Here is a 17,233-nt window from a genome sequence, read left to right as displayed (position 1 = left end):
GCAAATTCGCGGTTCGCGCTGCGCCCGGGCGGTATCGTTTCGGCCCGGACGGCGGGCCCAGACGACGAACCCTGACGACGAACCCTGACGATGAGCGGTCACCGTCGCGCCGGCCGCGTCCTACGGAAACCTAAGCTGGGAGCATGCGAATACCTCTTTGGGTAAGGCAGCTGGTCGTGCCGAAGCAGGACGCCGCTCCGTGGGGCAGGGGCGTTCGCACGGCCGTGGCGGTGGCCACCCCCGTCACGGTCGGCATGGCCGTCGGCAACGTCGTGCCCACCGTGCTGTGTTCGCTCGGTGCGATGTCCTCGTCGTTTTCGGACAAGGGCGGTCCGTACCGCACTCGGCTGGCTCGCTTTGCCACAGTCATCGTCAGCGGCGCCACCGGCTTCCTCATCGGCGGGACCGCGTACGGCCACGGCCTCCTCACCGTCGCGGTAGTGATGGCGGCGGGTCTGATTTCCAGCCTGATGAGCCGCCTGTCGGCGATCGCGTCCACCGGCGCCTTGCAGTTTCTCCTTTTCACCATCGTCTCGTCGGGAATCAGCTTCGGCCCGTTGCCCGTCTGGGTGCCGTCGGTCCTGTACGCGATCGGCGGACTGTGGACGATGACGTTGTCCTTGTCGACGGGGATCGGCAGAACCAGCGCGCCGCAGCAGGCGCTCGTGGCCGACGTGTACCGGCGGCTCGCCGCGCTGCTCGACGCGTCCCGGATCGACACGGCCCAGGCCGCCGAACGCGTCCGCCGAACCGATACGGCGCGGCAAGCGATCACGACCGCCATGAACGCCGCATACGATGCGGTGCTGACGAACCGCGAGCAGTCCGGCGGCACCGAGAACCGGTCCAGCCGCCTCACGGCACTGCTCAACGGCGCCACGCCGATCGTTGAAGCCGCATTGACGATCATTCGGGACGGACGGGTCATCCCGGCCGATATCCCGGCCGCCGTGGACGAGATCGGCCTGGCTATCGCCGGCGGCGGACGCAGCAATGGCGCACGGGCCCTGCCCAAGCGCGCCGTCCCGGGAAAGTCCGGCACGTCCGTGCGCCGGACGGCGTCCGGAGGGCCGGCCGCGAACGGTTCGGGTGCGGACGACGCGGCTGCGGGCGACGCGGCTGACGACACGGCCGCCACGCGCAGACCGGACACTATTGAAATGCCGCGTATCGACACGAGCGCGCCGGCCTTGGAAGCGTTGGAAGCGGGGATCCGCTCGGCCAAGTCGATAGTGTCCGGCCGGACGCCGGCGCCCGACAAGTCGCGGCCGCCCCGGGCAAGCGCGCACGACCGGCTCGTCGGATTCCGCGAGACAATAGTCGGCGGCCGCGAGACGTGGTGGCAGACGGTTCGGCTGATCCTTTCCCTGGGGGTCGCCGATGCGGTCGGCCAGATGCTCGGACTCGAACGCTCATTTTGGGTAGTGCTGTCCGTCGCCGTCGTGATGAAGCCGGATTTCGGGTCCGTATTCGCCAGAGCCGTGCAACGAACTCTGGGCACTGTGATCGGTGTGGCCATCGGTGCTGCAGTTGTCGCGGTAGTCCCGTCCGGCGCGTGGATGCTCATCCCCGTGGCCTTCTTCGCCTTCATGCTGCCGATCTCGATCCGCCGCAATTACGGCATGCTTGCCACGTTCGTCACCCCGCTCATCGTTTTGCTGCTGGACCTCATTCATCACAACGCGCAAACGCTCGTCGAATATCGCCTCATCGATACGGCGATCGGCTGCGCCATCGTGCTGCTCGTCGGGTATCTGCCGTGGCCGAGCACGTGGCGATCGCGGACCCGGATCGGTGAGCGCATCGCCGTCACGGCACGGATAGTGCTGACTTATATGCGAGTGGCCCTGGCCCGCGAGGGCGGAGACCGCAGCTGGGTGCGCCGGCACACGTACCGGAGCCTGTCCGACCTGCGGACGGCATTTCAACAAGCCATGTCCGAACCGCCGCCCGTCAGCACCCGGGCATCGGCGTGGTGGCCGGCCATCGTTGCGCTGGAACGGCTCACCGATGCGACGACGGCCGTCGCGCTGCGCGCCGAGCACGGAGAGGACGGCGTGAGCGAGGCCGGCGCCCGGCAGGCCATCGATGCCATGCGTGAAATCGTCGAATCGACTCGCAGCGAGCGCCGGCCGAGGGACATGCCGCTGCCCGACGAGGCAGCGCTCGAGGGGGTCCGGGCCGAGCTGCGCTCCGTGTACTCCATCGTCAACACGCACGCCCGGCCGCGCTGAAGTCGTTCGGCGCAGCCCCTTATTCGGGCTGCTGGTCGCGGTAGCGGCGCATTTGCGCCAGCCGGCGCTGCAAACTGTCGCGCCGCGGCGTCGAATCGGCGCCGGCCGGCTCGGCCGTCGCATCGATGTGGTCGGTGCCGAACCGCCACAACAGCAAGTCGTCGAGCAGCCGGTCCGGCCCGGGGGAGTACCTGTGCTCGAGCGCTTTGCGCACATCCGAGATCGCGTCGGCCTGCAAGAGCTCGACCAGCCCCAGCGTGGTGTCGATGCCGTGCGCGTCGAGCAGCTCAATTGCCCATGCCCAGTCGTCCCGGGACTTGCGGTCGACGTGCGGCAACAGTGTTTGCCACACCTCGCGGATCCGTTCGGCAGTCAGCGGGGCGGCGCCCTCGCCGTCCGGATCCCAGTAGCTGCGCACCCGGTTGTAATTCTCGTTCAAGTCGGAGAACGCGTGCTCGACCGATTCGAGCATTGCCGCCGTCGCAGTGAACTGGCGGTCGAAATGCGGGCTCCACGCGCGCGGATCGTCGGCCTTGAACCGGATATCATGCTCGATCTCCGACCAGGCGTGCGCGAAGATGGTGCGGATTTGCACCTCGAACGCGTAGTTGCCGGTCGGCTTCGCGTCCGGTTCGAGCTGACGCTGGAATTCCCGGACGACGTCGTTGTGGATAGTGCGCAGGATCAGATGGCGGCTTGAATACCCGTACGTGCCCGACTCGATCGAGCCGATGTCCTTCTCGCGGTCGCTACGGCAATCGAATTGCGAGCGCTGCCGTTTGATCAGGTTCGCGGCACTGCTGTTCTCCTCCGGCAATGTCGTGATCACGCGCACGCCGACCAGATCGGCGATTTGTGCGAGCGGTTTCGGGAAAACAAGTGTTGGCGGCCCGTCGCCGGATTGGCCCGGCTCCGTGCGCGAGGCCTTGGCCCGGAACGATTCGACGGACTTGGTGCGGCTGGAGAAGAACAACGGCACCAGATCGGATCCGGCGAACGCGTCGCGCAGTCTCGCCTCGGCGTCCTGCCGCACTGCGTCCAACGCCGGGCGGATCCGCGCAAACGTCTCGACGCTCGCGTCAACGGCCTGTCGCGACCGGTCGTCGAGATCGTCCCACGGTGTGCTCATGGCTCGGTCCTTTCCCTACTCCGGACACACTAGCCGGTTGCGCAGGTACCCTGGATCAGTGACATTCACGCTTTATGACACTCAGACCCGTCAGGTCCGCGAATTCGTGCCCCGCGAGCCGGGCAAGGCAGGGCTGTACGTGTGCGGCGCCACAGTGCAGGGCTCACCGCATATCGGGCACCTGCGCACGGCAGTCGTGTTCGACCAATTGACCCGCTGGCTCGGCTATCTCGGCTACGACGTCACGCTTGTGCGCAACGTGACGGACATCGATGACAAGATCCTGGCCAAAGCGGCGGAGGCCGGCCGGCCCTGGTTCGCGCACGCCTACAAGTACGAGCAGGAGTTCACCGCGGCGCATGACGCCCTCGGGGTGGCCAGGCCCACCTACGAACCGCGTGCCACCGGCCACGTCACCGAAATGGTCGAGCTGATTGCACGGCTGATCGACGCGGGCCACGCGTATCCGGCCGAGGATTCCTCGGGGGACGTGTACTTCGACGCCGCGAGTTGGCCGGACTATGGGCGGCTGACCAATCAGTCGCCGGCCGACATGCAGCCGGCCGAGGACGCCGGGCCGGCCGGCAAACGGGATCCGCGCGATTTCGCGTTGTGGAAAGGCCACAAGGACGGCGAGCCCGCGACGGCGTCCTGGCCGACGCCGTGGGGGCGAGGACGGCCCGGCTGGCACCTCGAATGCTCCGCCATGGCAACGAAATATCTCGGACCGCGGTTCGACATTCACGGCGGCGGGCTTGACCTGCGTTTCCCGCATCACGAGAACGAGCAAGCGCAGTCCCGTGCGGCCGGCGACGATTTCGCCGACTACTGGATGCATGCCGGCCTCTTGACCGTCGGCGGCGACAAGATGTCGAAATCGCTGGGTAATTCGCTCTTTGCGGCCGACTTGCTGGCCGGCGGCCGACCGATAGTGCTGCGGTATTACCTCGGCAGCGCGCACTACCGGTCGACGCTCGACTTCTCGCCGGAAGCGCTTGCCGAGGCCGGCGCCGCGTTCGAACGCATCGAGACGTTCATCGAGCGGGCTTCCGATCCCGCCGGCGACGCTCCCGAGCCCGCCGGTGCGGTGCCGGACGAGTTCGCCAAAGCCATGAACGACGATTTGTCCATCCCCAGCGCGCTGGCCGTCCTGCACGAGCGCGTGCGCGCCGGCAACACGGCACTGGACGCCGGCAGGGGCGCCGACGCGGCGTCCGCGCTTTCCGATGTTCTGGCCATGCTGCGGGTGCTGGGCCTTTCCCCGCTCGACGAGCCGTGGGCGTCGTCCGGAGGCCCGGACGCCGGCAAGGCCGCGTTGGACGCGCTGGTCGGCGCCGAATTGACGGCGCGGGCCGATGCACGCGCGGCAAAGGATTTTGCGGCAGCCGACGCAATCCGTGACAGGCTGAAGGCAGCCGGAATCACCATCGAAGACACCCCGCACGGCGCGAGGTACACCCTGGAAGGCATGAATTGAGCCCTAAGAAACCCCGCCCCGGGGCAGTGCGCAAGTCCTCGACCAAGAAGGGCCCGCAAAAGGGCACGGGCGGTCAAAAGCGGCGCTCGCTGGCCGGCCGCGGGCCGACGCCGAAGGCCGAAGAACGCGAATACCATCCCGCGTACAAGCGGGCGCAAGACGCGAAGAAGAAGCAGCCGGCCCGCGATACTCGCCGGCGCGGCTCCGGCGGATCGCGCGGAGCTCGCGGGTCGACGGCCACCGAGGTGATCGCCGGCCGGAACTCGGTAGTCGAGGCATTGCGGGAAAAGATCCCGGCGACGGCGTTGTACGTGGCGCACAAGGTGGAAAGCGACGACCGGGTGAAAGAGGCGATCAGCTTGGCCGGGGGCCGCGGCATCGCCTTGCTCGAGGCGTCGAAGGTCGACCTGGACAGGTTGACCGACGGCGCGTTTCACCAGGGCCTGGCACTGCAGATCCCGCCGTACGAATACGCGCATCCCGACGACCTGCCCGGATTGGCAGCGGACAAAGGCGAAACGCCGCTCATCGTGGCGCTCGACGGCATCACCGATCCGCGGAACCTGGGCGCCATCATCCGGTCGACCGCTGCGTTCGGCGGCCACGGCGTGGTCGTGCCGGAGCGGCGCGCCGCAAGCATGACGGCGTCCGCGTGGAAGACGGCGGCCGGGGCCGCAGCGCGCATCCCCGTGGCCAAGGCCGGCAATCTCACTCGCACCCTGGAGGCGTACAAGAGCCAGGGGTTGTTCGTGCTGGGCCTTGACGGGGACGGCGACGTGTCGCTGCCCGACATCAAGCTGGGAGCCGAACCCGTCGTGATAGTCGTCGGCTCGGAGGGCAAGGGCCTGGCCCGGCTGGTCGCGCAGACCTGCGACCAAATCGTGTCCATCCCCATCGACTCGGCCACCGAGTCCCTCAACGCCGGTATCGCCGGCGCCGTCGCGCTCTACGAGGTCTCGCGCATTCGGGCCCGGTAGCTTTCGCTGCTTACGGTGCGGTTTGTCCCGGACGGGGCCGCATTTTCGGCACCGTGGCGGACAAACGACCCCGGCGCCGAAGCAAGCCACCCGCCGACAGTCTCGCGCGGGGACGGCGTAGTGTGGAGACGGCCCCCGCACGATCCACGACGCATCAAGGTAAGTTTTGAGTTCGACCGGCACGACCGAGAGCACGGTTTTCTCCGCACGGTTTCCGACGATCATGGCGATCGTCGCTGCAACAGTCGGGCTGATCTACGGGTACGATAACGGCTCGATCAGCGGCGCATTGCCCTTCCTGACCAAACAGTTCCACTTATCGGCATCGATGCAGGGCGCCGTGACGAGCGTCACGGTGTTCGGAAGCATCGTCGGCGCCATCGTCGGCGGCCGATTGGCCGACACCATCGGCCGCAAGAAGATGATGCTGCTGATTGCCCTGGGATTCGGCGTGTTCGCGCTGCTCAGCGCTATCCCCGTCGGAATCTGGTGGCTGCTGCCCATGCGCACGTGCATGGGGTTGTGCATTGGCACGTCGATCGTCGTGGCGCCGATGTTCATCGCCGAATTCGCGCCGTCGAAAAGACGCGGCTCGTTGCTCGTCGGTTTCCAAATTGCACAGACCATCGGCATCATCGCAGCGAATTTCGTCGGCTACGGTTTTTCGTTCTCCGGCAACTGGGAATTCATGCTCGGCATCGCATGCGTACCGGCGTTCGGCATAGCGATCGTCTTGGCGCGGTTCCCCGACACGCCGCGCTGGTACCTTCTCAAGGGTCTGCGTGAACGCGGCGTCGCGGCTCTTCGCAAGATCGAACCGCCGGAGCTCGTCGATGCCCGCCTGGCCGAGATCGACGAAGACTTGGCAAGTAGCAGCGGGAAGGTGCGCGAGCTTTTCACCAAGCGGTTCGCCAAGGCGACCTTCTTCGTCATCGGGTTCGGTTTCCTGGTGCAGATCACCGGCATCAACGCGATCATTTACTACGCGCCGATCATCTTCCAAAGCATCGGCTTGCCGATCACCGAGGCCATATTGGTCGGCGCAGTCATCCAAGTCGCTGCCTTTATCGCCGAGATTGTGGCGTTCTTCGTCGTCGACCGGGCCGGACGCCGTCCGACACTGTTGATCGGCGTCGCGGCCATGGCCGTCTCCGCCGGCGCGATGGCTGCCTTGTTCGTCACCGGGTCGTTCGACGGGGCGGGGCAGTACTTGGCGTTTGCCAGCATCATGGTGTTCAACATGGCCTTCAACTTCAGCCTCGGCTCGTTGGTGTGGGTCTACGCATCGGAGTGTTTCCCGGCCAGGCTGCGCGGTGCGGGGTCGTCGTTGCTGTTGACGTCCGACCTGGTGGCGAACCTGATCGTCGCGCAGGTGTTCTTGGTCGCCCTCGACTCGGCCGGAGGCGGGTGGACGTTTGGCGCGTTCATGGCGTTGTCGATCATCGCATGGATTTTCGTGCTCCGACTGGCCCCGGAGACGAAGGGCCGAAGTCTTGAGGAGATCCGGGGCTACTGGGACAACGGTGCCCGTTGGGGGCACGCACACTAGAGCGGCCCTTGTCGGCGCACACGGGGCGTCTTCGGCCCGTCGGGTGTATCATGAGTTCTAGTCATTATGACTTTAACGCGATGTCACACGCAATCCCGCAACCGAAAGTCGGCCCATGCCCGCTCCGATGGCAAATGTCAGCGAACGACGGTTTGACCCGCCGTCGTTGGCGATCTCGACGGTCGTCTTCGCCCTGAGCGCCGGTGCGGGAAACTCCGCGGACGACGAGTCGACCGCCGACGGCGCGACGCTGTGGCTTCCGCTGGTTCGGCGCATTCGCGAGCCGTACCGGAACACGTGGGCGCTCCCCGGCGGCCCGATTGCGTGGAACGAATCCCTGGAAGCGGCAGCCCGGCGCAATTTGCACGAAACCACGGACATGACGCCGAACTATCTCGAACAGCTTTACGCGTTCGGCGGCACCGACAGATCACCGGACCTGCGCGTCGTGTCGATCGTGTACTGGGCGCTGGTGCGGCCCGTCGAAGCCGACAAGGCAGTCACCGGCGACAACGTGCGATGGTTCCGCACCGGCAATCTGCCCGAACTCGCCTTTGACCACCGCGACATCGTGGACTACGCAGTCTGGCGGCTGCGCAACAAAATGGAATACAGCCGCATCGCGCAAAACTTTCTGGGGGACACATTCACGCTCGCCCAGCTGCGCGAGGTCTACGAAAGCGTCATCGGCCGCCGGCTGGATCCGGCCAACTTTCGCCGCCAAATGCTTGCCTCGAACACACTCATCGAAACCGATCAGGTACTTGCCGGCGCCCGGCACCGACCGCCGCGCCTCTACCGCTATAAGCCCGAACTAGCCCAAGGGAGCACTGCCTCATGACATCCATTGACGAAAAATTGAAGCTCATGGCCGCCGGCGGCGCCGGCGAGAACTGCGACTCCGGCCTGGAAAAAGACACGTGGGCATTCGACTCGATGCCCGGATACGGTCCCGGCGCCTCCGCGGCCGACCCGATTCCGGCCGCGGCACCGCGGCAAGGCGCGCTGCCCAGCGAATACAAGCAGGCGACCGCAGCCGAGCTTGACTCCCGCATTCGCGCGGCAAAACGCACGCTCGGCGACCGGGCCGTCGTCCTCGGCCACTTCTATCAACGCGACGAGGTCGTGCAGTACGCCGATTTCGTCGGCGATTCATTCCAACTGGCCCGCGCCGCACGGGCCAAACCCGACGCCGAGGCAATAGTGTTCTGCGGCGTGCACTTCATGGCCGAAACGGCCGACCTGCTCTCGGGCGACGAACAGTCGGTGATCCTGCCCAACCTGGCCGCCGGCTGCTCGATGGCCGATATGGCGAATATCGACCAGGTGGAACAATGCTGGCAGGAACTCGACGACGCTCTTGGCGCGGGCCCGGACGCCGACGGCCTCGCCCCGGTCATCCCGGTGACCTATATGAACTCGTCCGCTGCCCTCAAGGGATTTTGCGGACGGCACGGCGGCATCGTCTGCACATCGTCCAATGCGCGCACCGTACTTGACTGGGCGTTCGAGCGCGGACGCCGCGTGCTGTTCTTCCCGGACCAGCATCTCGGCCGCAATACGGCCAAGGCCATGGGCGTGCCGGAAGAGCGCATGCCGCTGTGGATGCCGAACAAGCCACTGGGCGGGATGACGCCCGAGCAGCTCCGCGACGCGCAGGTGATCTTGTGGAACGGATTTTGCTCGGTGCACAAGCGCTTTACGGTCCGGCAGATAGAGAAGGCACGCGAGACGTTCCCGAACGTACGGGTCATCGTGCACCCCGAATGCCCGATGCCCGTCGTGGACGCCGCGGACGAATCGGGCTCGACCGACTACATTACAAAAGCCATCGCCGCGGCACCGGCCGGGACGACCTTCGCCATCGGCACCGAAATCAACCTGGTCAACAGGCTCGCCTCGGAAAATCCGCAGCACACGATCTTCTGCCTGGACCCGGTGGTGTGCCCGTGTTCGACGATGTACCGGATCCACCCCGGTTATCTGGCGTGGGTGCTCGAATCGCTTGTTCGCGGCCGCGTGATCAACCAGATCTCCGTCGGCGATGACGTCGCGATCCCGGCCACCCGCGCGCTCGAGCGAATGCTGGCGACCACACCATGATCGTCATTGTCGGCAGCGGCATCGCCGGCCTGACGGCGGCGCTCACGCTCCGCCGACTCGGCGCCGGGCCGATCGCTATCGTCACCAAATCCGCGGCCGCCGACTGCAACACCCGGTTCGCGCAAGGCGGTATCGCCGCCGCATTGTTCGCCGGCGACACCGTCGATTCGCATGTTGCCGACACGCTGAGCGCCGGCGCCGGGCTTGCCGATCCGGACGCCGTCCGGTTCCTGTGCACTCACGGCCCCCGGCTCGTTCGCGACCTGATCGAAAGCGGCGTGGCCTTCGACCGGGCGAGTGGGCGGGCGGCTACCGGTATCGAGTCCGGTATCGAATCATTGGCCCGTGGCCGAGAAGGCGCGCATTCCCGCGCCCGAATCGTGCATGCCGGCGGCGATGCCACGGGCTCCGTCATCGAAACGGCGCTGCTCGAGCGCGCACGCCGAGCCGGAATCACTACCCACGAACACACATTCGTGGCCGATCTGCTCACCGAGGCTCGCCCGGGGGCGGACATCGCGCGGGTGACCGGCGTTCGGCTGATCGGCCCGGACGGCGTGCGGCGCGACATTGCCGCGGACGCCGTCGTGCTGGCCAGCGGCGGCGCCGGGCAGCTGTATGCGCACACGACGAACCCGGCGGTCGCCACCGGTGACGGCACTGCTGCGGCGTGGCGGGCCGGCGCCGTGATCTCCGATGCCGAATTCTTCCAATTCCACCCCACGGCGCTTGCCGCCAGGCAGGATTTCCTCATCTCCGAAGCCGTTCGCGGCGAGGGCGCGGTTCTCGTCGATGAGGCCGGACGTCGTTTTATGACGGGCCTGCATCCGGATGCCGAACTTGCTCCGCGGGACGTCGTGGCACGCGGAATCGCCCGAACCATGGCCGCGCAGGACGGGCGCCCGGCCAGGCTGGATGCGACAGGCTTGGCCCGACGACTTGGCGGCGCCGCACGTCTTGCCGCCCGATTCCCCGGCATCGATGCGGCGTGCCGCGCCAATGGATTCGACTGGGCCCGCCACCCGATCCCCGTCACGCCGTCCGCGCATTACTGGATGGGCGGCGTCCGCACCGACAAACGGGGCCGAACCTCGTTGCCCGGGCTCTACGCCGTCGGCGAGACCGCGTGCACCGGCGTGCACGGCGCCAACCGGCTCGCCTCGAACTCGCTGCTCGAAGGACTCGTGTTCGCCGACGCGGCCGCGCACGACATCGCCGCCGGTCGCGCCGGCCGTGGCGCTCGTCGCCGTGCCGAAGCCGAACCGGCTGCCGAGTTCGGTCCGGTGACGACCATTGAACCGGCGCACGCGTCGGCCGCGGACCTGCAGCCCGTTGCCCGGGACGACTTGCGGCAGCTGATGTGGGAACGGGCCGGACTGTTTCGTGAAGCCGGCGATTTGGAAGTCGCCCGCAAACAGCTCGCCGTCTGGCAACCCGCCGGCGGGGCGCCATCGACCATCGCCGGGCTCGAGACCGAGAACCTGCGCGAGCTCGGGTCGATCATCGTTGCGGCCGCGCTGGCCAGACGCGAATCGCGCGGCGCGCATTGCCGCGCCGATCATCCCGGTACCCTCCCGCACGCCCGACCCCTCAACCTCAGGACGTCATGACAGTAGAATCCCAACTCACCGTTTCTGCCATCGACTCCGTGGTCCGCGCCGCGCTGACCGAAGACGCGCCGTGGGGTGACGTGACAGGGACGACGCTCATACCGGCCAGCGCCCGCACGACGGCACGTCTCGTCGCCCGCGAACCCGGTGTCTTGTCCGGTGCGGACGTATTTGCCGCCGCCATGCGGCTCACCGATGACAAGCTGACCACTGACTTCTCGCTGGCCGACGGTGACGGCTTCGGCGCCGGCGCCGAGTTGGCGGTCGTCGCCGGGCCGGCCCGGGGCCTTTTGCAAGCCGAACGGGTCGGGCTGAACCTGCTGCAACGCATGTCCGGGATCGCGGCCCTGACCGCTGAATACGTCCGCGAAGCCGCCGGCACCGGGGCCCGGATCGTCGACACTCGCAAGACGACGCCGGGACTGCGCGCACTGGAGCGGCACGCCGTCCGCTGCGGCGGCGGGCATAATCACAGGCACTCGCTGTCGGACGCCGTCATGGCCAAGGACAATCATTTGGCCATTCTGACGGCCGGCGGCGCGGACCTCGCCGAAGAACTGATCGCCGCCAAGGGACGTCTCGGTCACACCACGCATTTCGAGGTCGAAGTGGACAGCCCGGCCCAGATCGAAGCCGTGCTGGCGGCGGGAGTCGACACGATCATGCTCGACAATTTCAGCATCGACGAACTGCGCGCCGGCGTCCGGCAAGTGGCCGGCCGGGCGCTGGTCGAGGCCAGCGGCAACGTCAATCTGCACACCGTCGGCGCCATCGCCAAGGCCGGTGTCGACATCATCTCGGTCGGCGCGCTGACCCACAGCGTCCGATCGCTCGATATCGGACTGGACATCTCATGATCTACCTCGATGCCGCCGCAACGACGCCGGTGCGCCGCGCCGTGCTCGAAACCTGCTGGCCGTACCTGACCGGCGAATTCGGCAATCCGTCCAGCCACCACGCCGTCGGCGCGTCAGCTGCCGAGGCCTTGGACGGTGCGCGCCGCTCGGTCGCTTCCGCGCTTGGAGCCCGGGCCTCCGACGTCGTGTTCACGGGGTCGGGGACCGAGGCCGACAATCTCGCCGTCAAGGGCCTGGCGCTTGCTGCCGATCCGGCACGCAGAACCATTGTGACGGCGCGGACCGACCATGCCGCAGTGCTCGAATCGTGCCGCTACCTCGAACACGTGCACGGATTCACCATCGCCTACGCCCCGCAGGACGACGCCGGCCTTGTCGACCTCGAGGCGCTGGACCGGATGATCACCGACGAGACCGCCCTGGTGTCCATCGCCCTGGCGAACAACGAGATCGGTACCATCCAGCCGGTCGCCGAAATTGCCCGGATGGCACACGCATCCGGCGCGCTCGTGCACACGGACGCCGTACAGGCCGCAGGATCCGTGCCGATCGGCATGGCCGACCTCGGAGTCGACGCGCTCAGTGTCTCCGGCCACAAACTCGGCGCGCCCAAGGGAATCGGAGCGCTGCTCGTCCTGACGCAGGTGCCGCTTGAACCGGTGCTGCACGGCGGCGGTCAAGAACGCGGACGCCGGTCCGGCACCGAAAACGTCGCAGGTGCCGTGGCACTTGCCGCCGGGCTGGCGCTCGCCGGGCCCGATATCGCTGCCGTCGACGAAGTGGCCGCGCGGCGCGATGCGTTCATTGGTGCCGTCCTGGCAACGGTGCCGGACGCCGTCCTGACCGGACATCCGTCGAAAAGACTCCCCGGCAGTGCGTCGTTCTGTTTTCCCGGTACCAGCGGCGAATCGGTGCTGGTACGGCTGGAGGAATCCGGAGTGGTCTGCTCGTCGGGGTCGGCGTGCGCGGCGGGCAGCGACGAGCCCTCGCACGTGTTGACGGCGCTCGGCTTCGACAGGGAAACGGCGCAGACTGCCGTCCGGTTCAGCTTCGGCACGCAGGTCAGTGCCGACGAACTAGCCGAGGCCGCCGACCGGGTCGGGGACGCCGTCCGCGCCGTCAGTGCCCTAGCGGGCTGAGCTCGGACCGTGCCGATGCACCGCCCGCGATCGCACGAAGGACTACGTCGGTGAATCTCAGCGTCACTCGCCGTGACCGAGGTCCGGGTGGGTACCCTCGACGCGTTCTTCAGGGCTTGGGTGCGGTCAAATACCGCTGGACCGTGGGCCCGAGCCAGTCCACGATCTCTTCAGGGTCGATCGCTACGCTCGCCGGGAACAGCAGCACGTAGCGAGTCAACGCGAGCCCGAGCACGGTCGAGGCGCATAGTGCGGCTCGCGTCGGCGCCTGCTCCGGCTCGGGACCCACGCGACGGGCCAGCGGGATCAACTGGTCGCGCAGCACGCTTTGGATGCGATCGGCGACGGCGGGGTCGGTGGCGCCGACCCGGATCAGTGCGGTGAGCTCCGCGTTCTCCTCCCACAGGGTGAGGAAGTGGCGCACCAGCGTACGACCGAGCGCCTCGCGCGGCTCGACGGGCAGGCCGGGCAGCCCCGGGTCGATCGCGACGGCCGACGTGAAAAGTCCTGCCTTGTTGCCGTAGTAGCGCATCACCATTGACGGGTCGATCTTCGCGTCCCGCGCGATGGCCCGGATGGTCGCCCTTTCGTAACCGTCCGCGGCGAACCGCTCGCGGGCCGCGGCAAGAATCGTGGCGCGGGTGGCATCCGAACGCCGTGCAGTCTGCTGGTCCTCCGTAGTGCCGGTCATGCCAACCAACATAGGCCAACGCCTGTTGACAGTCCAGGGCCGGGGCTATAATGTTGCCAACACGAGTTGGCCAACAAGTGTTGGCCAACAAGTGTCGGCATAGTGCCGGCAAGCTCCGTAGGAACAACCGATAGTGAGAGGAAGTACCGACCATGGCTCAATTGCAGAGCTTGGACCCGCAGACGCCGATGCTCACGCAGTTCGAGCAGGAGACCGGGCCCATCGTCCTGGCCAACACATTCTTCGTTCCGAAAGAGAGGACCGAAGCGTTCCTCTCCCTGTTTCAGCGCCAGGCGGAGTTCATGAAGGCTCAGCCGGGGTTCGTCTCCTTGCAGATGCACAAGGGAACGGCAGGTAGCCGACTTCTGATGAACGTCGCGGTCTGGGAGTCGACCCAAGCTCTGGCCGGTGCACTCAGCAGCACGGAATTCCAGCGCATAGCTGCCGAGGCCCCCGACGACATCGTGTCGTACCCACACGTCTTCGAGCAGGTCGATCTATGACACGGCAGCCGTAGCCGGGGGTGCCCGCCACATCGGCCCCGTTTCGCGCCGACCGAGCGGGCGTCATCCGGCTCACCAAGCTCACGAAGTTTTGCAAGGAGAAGCATAATGTCGCTGAAGAAGATCAACACCGTCCTGGCCGTCACCTTCATCCTGTTCATCCTCTGGTTCGGAGGGGAGTTCATCCTGAGCCCGGCAACGACGGCGCCAAGCTTCGGCCTGCCGAGATGGCCGCCCGGTGACGGCGGCGGCTTCCTGATCGTCAAGGGAATCCGGGACGTCGTCCTGGCCCTGGTCCTGGTCGTCCTGCTGGTGACGGGCCACCGCCGGGCGCTCAGCTGGGTACTGCTGGTGGAGGCCCTCGCCGCATACGGGGACATGACCACGGTGCTGGCACATCACGGCTCCATGTCCACCGCGCTCGGCGTCCATGGCCTGACCGCGACGCTGATGGTGGTCAACGGCCTGCTGATGATGCGCGAGACCCGCACAGTCTCGGCCGCTCCGAAGACGCCCGCCTCGCAACCGGCGTGATCCCCAGGCGTCGAAGGCGTCCCGGCAACGCGTCGTCGGGGACGCCGTCCGCGCCGTCAGTGCCCGAGCGGGCTGAGCTCGGACCGTGCCGGTGCATCGTCCGCGATTGCGCGGAACTGTTCAATCACGTCGTCCAAGCCGATCTGGATGCGGCTGTAGACCTCGGCATTGAGCACCAAGGTCCCGTCGAAGTCGCCGGCGTTGGCGTAAAAGCCGACCGGGATCGTGTTGGCCTGGAAGAACGCGAACAGCGGACGCAACTCGTGGTCGATGATCATGGCGTGCCTGTCGCTTCCGCCCGTCGCCGCCAGGATCACCGGCTTGTTTGCCAGCGCGTATTGGCCGACGAGATCGAAGAAGTGTTTGAACATCCCCGGATAGGAGGCCCGGAAGACCGGGGACGCGGCAATGAGGACATCGGCAGTCTCGGCGGCCGCCAACTGTTCTTCGACGTCGTCGGATACGTCCGCGCGCTCTCGGGCACTCGTGAAGCCCTCGCCCAGCCGGTACACGTCGATCCGCCGGACCTCGATCGGCAGTTTCGCGTCGAGGGCGGACGTGATGAGCTCGACGAGCCCCATCGTTTTCGAGGCGACGTTGGGGCTGCCGTTGACAACTACGACATTCAACGGCCGGCTCATGCTGCGCTCCGACCACGGGCAGCGACTTCACGGCGCACGACCGGGGCGACCTCGGTGCCGAGGCGTTCGATCGCTTCCAAGTGTTCTTTTTGCGGCACTCCGCCGAATCCCATTTGGATGACTGCCCGCGAGAGACCGTAGAGCTCGTGGTACGTCAGCAATTTGTCGATGATCTCGTCGGTGCTGCCGACCAGTAGACCGCCGCCCGGCGTCGATTGCGCGTCGAACGCGTTCCGGGGGATGGAAAAACCCTCGCCGCGCTGGTGATTGTTCTCGCGCATTCCTTCGCGGAAATACGGGTACATCGTGTCGCGAGCTCCCTGGCTGGTCGTGCCGACATAGCCGTGCGCGTTAATGCTGATCTTCAGCGCTTCGGCATCGTGACCGGCCTGCGCGGCCGCCTGCCGGTAATGGTCGACGGCGCTTTCGAACTGGGTGATCGGCCCCAACAGCAGCGCGAGCGCCATCGGCAGTCCCAGCCGGCCGGCACGAACCGACGACGCCGGGGTTCCTCCCACACCGACCCAGATCGGCAGGTCGCCGACCGGGCGCGGTGCGATATCGGCGTCGAGCAGCGGTGCCCGGAACTTGCCTTGCCACGTGACGGGGTTGCGCGCCCGGATTGCCAACAACAGTTCGAGCTTTTCCCGGAACAAGTCGGCGTAATCGGCCAAGTCGTATCCGAAAAGCGGGAACGATTCGGTGTAGGACCCCCGGCCGGCAACGATCTCGGCCCGACCGTTCGAAATCAGGTCCAGCATGGCGAAGTGCTCGAAAACGCGAACCGGATCCTCCGAGCTGAGTACCGTGACGCCGCTGGCCAGTTTGATGTCGTGCGTTTGTGCCGCCGCCGCGGCCAACAGCATATGCGGTTCGGAGGAGATGAAATCGGTGCGATGGTGCTCACCGACTGCAAAGACGTCCAGCCCGACCTGGTCGGCGACCCGAGCTTGTTCCAAAGTCTGTGCCATTCTCTCTGCCGGAGTCGGGGCCGCGCCCGTCGTCGGGTCGGCCGTGACTTCGGCGAATGTGAGGATACCGAGTTCGAATGCCATCAGCGTGCTCCTTCAGGTCGTGCGTTTGGTTGATGATCGCGAGATTCCGCCAGCGAGTACGCGTGTCCCCAGCTGGTGATGTCTTCCAAGATGGGCAGCAGTGCCGAGCCGGCCACCGTGAGCGTGTACGTCACCCGGATCGGGGGGCCTGCTTCGACGGTGCGCTCGACCAGACCGTCGGCTTCCAGTTCGCGCAGCCTCTTGGCGAGCATCGTGTCGCCGACATGCCCCACGAACCTGCTGATTTCCGCGTACCCGTGATTTCCCCGGCCGATCGCCTCGATGATGATTCCGTTCCAGCGGCGGCCTATCACGTCCATCGCCGTGACGAACGATGGGCACGCTCCACCGACGGCTTCCTCGGCATGCACCGGATTCGGTGTTGTCTGACTCATGTAATGCTCCATTTTCCGTAGTCACTACGCAGAGCACAGTTCACGGTCGAGATATTCCCGCAGGCCGCCCGGACGCCGACACGGTGCCGAATCCACTAAGTTTCGCGCCCGAATTTGTGGGGGGCCGAGAAGATTCGGGAGGACTGTTTCAGAATTAATAGCATGACGATACTCTCGGGTCAGAGCACGAAGAACTGGGGGAAAACATTCATGAGACGCACCGGTGCCGAGCAACCCCGCCGACGGGGGCATTCGTTCCCGCCCGCGCTGGCACCATGACCGCCCTCGCCCGTCGATCGACGCACGATTCTTCACGTTTCCCGACTACGAATCTCTAAG

The 17,233-nt window shown here is 66.6% G+C and carries 16 protein-coding genes; 11 read left to right on the top strand and 5 right to left on the bottom strand.

Going from position 1 to position 17,233, the window contains the following annotated elements; all coding sequences use genetic code 11:
• Nucleotides 1–143: 143 nt before the first annotated feature.
• Entirely contained in the window at nt 144–2,234 is a 2,091-nt protein-coding gene (locus BJY26_RS01500) for an FUSC family protein (protein ID WP_179425071.1), read from the top strand.
• 19 nt (nt 2,235–2,253) lie between these two features.
• On the opposite strand, the gene BJY26_RS01495 is transcribed toward BJY26_RS01500, so the two are convergent.
• On the bottom strand, nt 2,254–3,363 hold the full coding sequence (locus tag BJY26_RS01495; RefSeq protein ID WP_179425070.1) for a GTP pyrophosphokinase: 1,110 nt from the start codon (nt 3,361–3,363) through the stop codon (nt 2,254–2,256).
• 58 nt (nt 3,364–3,421) lie between these two features.
• Here BJY26_RS01495 and cysS point away from each other — a divergent pair, with 58 nt between their 5' ends.
• From cysS to BJY26_RS01455, 8 genes are all read left to right on the top strand, one after another.
• A complete protein-coding gene (cysS, locus tag BJY26_RS01490) occupies nt 3,422–4,840 on the top strand; it encodes a cysteine--tRNA ligase (RefSeq protein ID WP_179425069.1) in 1,419 nt (472 codons plus the stop codon).
• The gene (rlmB, locus tag BJY26_RS01485) at nt 4,837–5,817 is read left to right on the top strand and encodes a 23S rRNA (guanosine(2251)-2'-O)-methyltransferase RlmB (protein WP_179425068.1); all 981 of its coding nucleotides are present in this window, start codon (nt 4,837–4,839) and stop codon (nt 5,815–5,817) included. The genes cysS and rlmB overlap by 4 nt, the downstream gene beginning before the upstream one ends.
• Nucleotides 5,818–5,983: 166 nt before the next feature.
• On the top strand, nt 5,984–7,366 hold the full coding sequence (locus tag BJY26_RS01480) for a sugar porter family MFS transporter (protein WP_218852206.1): 1,383 nt from the start codon (nt 5,984–5,986) through the stop codon (nt 7,364–7,366).
• A 115-nt stretch (nt 7,367–7,481) separates the two neighbouring features.
• On the top strand, nt 7,482–8,207 hold the full coding sequence (locus tag BJY26_RS01475) for an NUDIX hydrolase (protein WP_179425067.1): 726 nt from the start codon (nt 7,482–7,484) through the stop codon (nt 8,205–8,207).
• Nucleotides 8,204–9,469: a quinolinate synthase NadA gene (nadA, locus tag BJY26_RS01470; RefSeq protein WP_179425065.1), complete on the top strand. Its 1,266-nt coding sequence runs from the start codon at nt 8,204–8,206 to the stop codon at nt 9,467–9,469. Before BJY26_RS01475 ends, nadA begins: the two co-directional genes overlap by 4 nt.
• Complete coding sequence (gene nadB / locus BJY26_RS01465; protein WP_179425063.1) at nt 9,466–11,079, top strand: L-aspartate oxidase; 1,614 nt, start codon at nt 9,466–9,468, stop codon at nt 11,077–11,079. The genes nadA and nadB overlap by 4 nt, the downstream gene beginning before the upstream one ends.
• Nucleotides 11,076–11,936 carry a carboxylating nicotinate-nucleotide diphosphorylase gene (gene nadC, locus BJY26_RS01460; RefSeq protein ID WP_179425061.1) on the top strand — a complete coding sequence of 287 codons (861 nt, stop codon included), beginning with the start codon at nt 11,076–11,078 and terminating at the stop codon, nt 11,934–11,936. The genes nadB and nadC overlap by 4 nt, the downstream gene beginning before the upstream one ends.
• Nucleotides 11,933–13,075 (top strand): cysteine desulfurase family protein, encoded by a 1,143-nt coding sequence (locus BJY26_RS01455; protein WP_179425059.1) that lies wholly within the window; start codon nt 11,933–11,935, stop codon nt 13,073–13,075. Before nadC ends, BJY26_RS01455 begins: the two co-directional genes overlap by 4 nt.
• A gap of 109 nt (nt 13,076–13,184) precedes the next feature.
• On the opposite strand, the gene BJY26_RS01450 is transcribed toward BJY26_RS01455, so the two are convergent.
• Nucleotides 13,185–13,766, bottom strand: coding sequence for a TetR/AcrR family transcriptional regulator (locus tag BJY26_RS01450; RefSeq protein ID WP_179425057.1), 582 nt, complete (start codon nt 13,764–13,766; stop codon nt 13,185–13,187).
• Between the two features lie 152 nt (nt 13,767–13,918).
• Between BJY26_RS01450 and BJY26_RS01445 the strand changes: the two genes are divergently transcribed.
• Nucleotides 13,919–14,269 (top strand): antibiotic biosynthesis monooxygenase family protein, encoded by a 351-nt coding sequence (locus BJY26_RS01445; protein ID WP_179425042.1) that lies wholly within the window; start codon nt 13,919–13,921, stop codon nt 14,267–14,269.
• Nucleotides 14,270–14,377: 108 nt separating this feature from the next.
• The gene (locus BJY26_RS01440) at nt 14,378–14,803 is read left to right on the top strand and encodes a DUF4267 domain-containing protein (protein WP_179425041.1); all 426 of its coding nucleotides are present in this window, start codon (nt 14,378–14,380) and stop codon (nt 14,801–14,803) included.
• 56 nt (nt 14,804–14,859) lie between these two features.
• On the opposite strand, the gene BJY26_RS01435 is transcribed toward BJY26_RS01440, so the two are convergent.
• The 3 genes from BJY26_RS01435 to BJY26_RS01425 are packed head-to-tail and all read right to left on the bottom strand — an operon-like array spanning nt 14,860 to nt 16,894.
• The gene (locus tag BJY26_RS01435; protein WP_179425040.1) at nt 14,860–15,444 is read right to left on the bottom strand and encodes an NAD(P)H-dependent oxidoreductase; all 585 of its coding nucleotides are present in this window, start codon (nt 15,442–15,444) and stop codon (nt 14,860–14,862) included.
• Nucleotides 15,441–16,499 (bottom strand): LLM class flavin-dependent oxidoreductase, encoded by a 1,059-nt coding sequence (locus BJY26_RS01430; protein WP_179425039.1) that lies wholly within the window; start codon nt 16,497–16,499, stop codon nt 15,441–15,443. The genes BJY26_RS01435 and BJY26_RS01430 overlap by 4 nt, the downstream gene beginning before the upstream one ends.
• On the bottom strand, nt 16,499–16,894 hold the full coding sequence (locus tag BJY26_RS01425) for a winged helix-turn-helix transcriptional regulator (RefSeq protein ID WP_179425038.1): 396 nt from the start codon (nt 16,892–16,894) through the stop codon (nt 16,499–16,501). The genes BJY26_RS01430 and BJY26_RS01425 overlap by 1 nt, the downstream gene beginning before the upstream one ends.
• Nucleotides 16,895–17,233: the final 339 nt, after the last annotated feature.

The sequence above is a fragment of the Spelaeicoccus albus genome (genome assembly GCF_013409065.1).
GTDB classification, from domain to species: domain Bacteria; phylum Actinomycetota; class Actinomycetes; order Actinomycetales; family Brevibacteriaceae; genus Spelaeicoccus; species Spelaeicoccus albus.
This window is presented reverse-complemented; position numbering and strand designations above follow the sequence as displayed.

Excerpts from the sequence above, each read along its gene's own strand:
- nadB (WP_179425063.1), top strand. The coding sequence starts at position 9,466 with ATGATCGTCATTGTCGGCAGCGGCATCGCCGGCCTGACGGCGGCGCTC.
- BJY26_RS01500 (WP_179425071.1), top strand. The coding sequence starts at position 144 with ATGCGAATACCTCTTTGGGTAAGGCAGCTGGTCGTGCCGAAGCAGGAC.
- BJY26_RS01425 (WP_179425038.1), bottom strand. The coding sequence starts at position 16,894 with ATGAGTCAGACAACACCGAATCCGGTGCATGCCGAGGAAGCCGTCGGT.
- BJY26_RS01475 (WP_179425067.1), top strand. The coding sequence starts at position 7,482 with ATGCCCGCTCCGATGGCAAATGTCAGCGAACGACGGTTTGACCCGCCG.
- BJY26_RS01450 (WP_179425057.1), bottom strand. The coding sequence starts at position 13,766 with ATGACCGGCACTACGGAGGACCAGCAGACTGCACGGCGTTCGGATGCC.
- BJY26_RS01455 (WP_179425059.1), top strand. The coding sequence starts at position 11,933 with ATGATCTACCTCGATGCCGCCGCAACGACGCCGGTGCGCCGCGCCGTG.
- BJY26_RS01435 (WP_179425040.1), bottom strand. The coding sequence starts at position 15,444 with ATGAGCCGGCCGTTGAATGTCGTAGTTGTCAACGGCAGCCCCAACGTC.
- nadA (WP_179425065.1), top strand. The coding sequence starts at position 8,204 with ATGACATCCATTGACGAAAAATTGAAGCTCATGGCCGCCGGCGGCGCC.
- nadC (WP_179425061.1), top strand. The coding sequence starts at position 11,076 with ATGACAGTAGAATCCCAACTCACCGTTTCTGCCATCGACTCCGTGGTC.
- BJY26_RS01440 (WP_179425041.1), top strand. The coding sequence starts at position 14,378 with ATGTCGCTGAAGAAGATCAACACCGTCCTGGCCGTCACCTTCATCCTG.
- BJY26_RS01495 (WP_179425070.1), bottom strand. The coding sequence starts at position 3,363 with ATGAGCACACCGTGGGACGATCTCGACGACCGGTCGCGACAGGCCGTT.
- BJY26_RS01445 (WP_179425042.1), top strand. The coding sequence starts at position 13,919 with ATGGCTCAATTGCAGAGCTTGGACCCGCAGACGCCGATGCTCACGCAG.
- BJY26_RS01430 (WP_179425039.1), bottom strand. The coding sequence starts at position 16,499 with ATGGCATTCGAACTCGGTATCCTCACATTCGCCGAAGTCACGGCCGAC.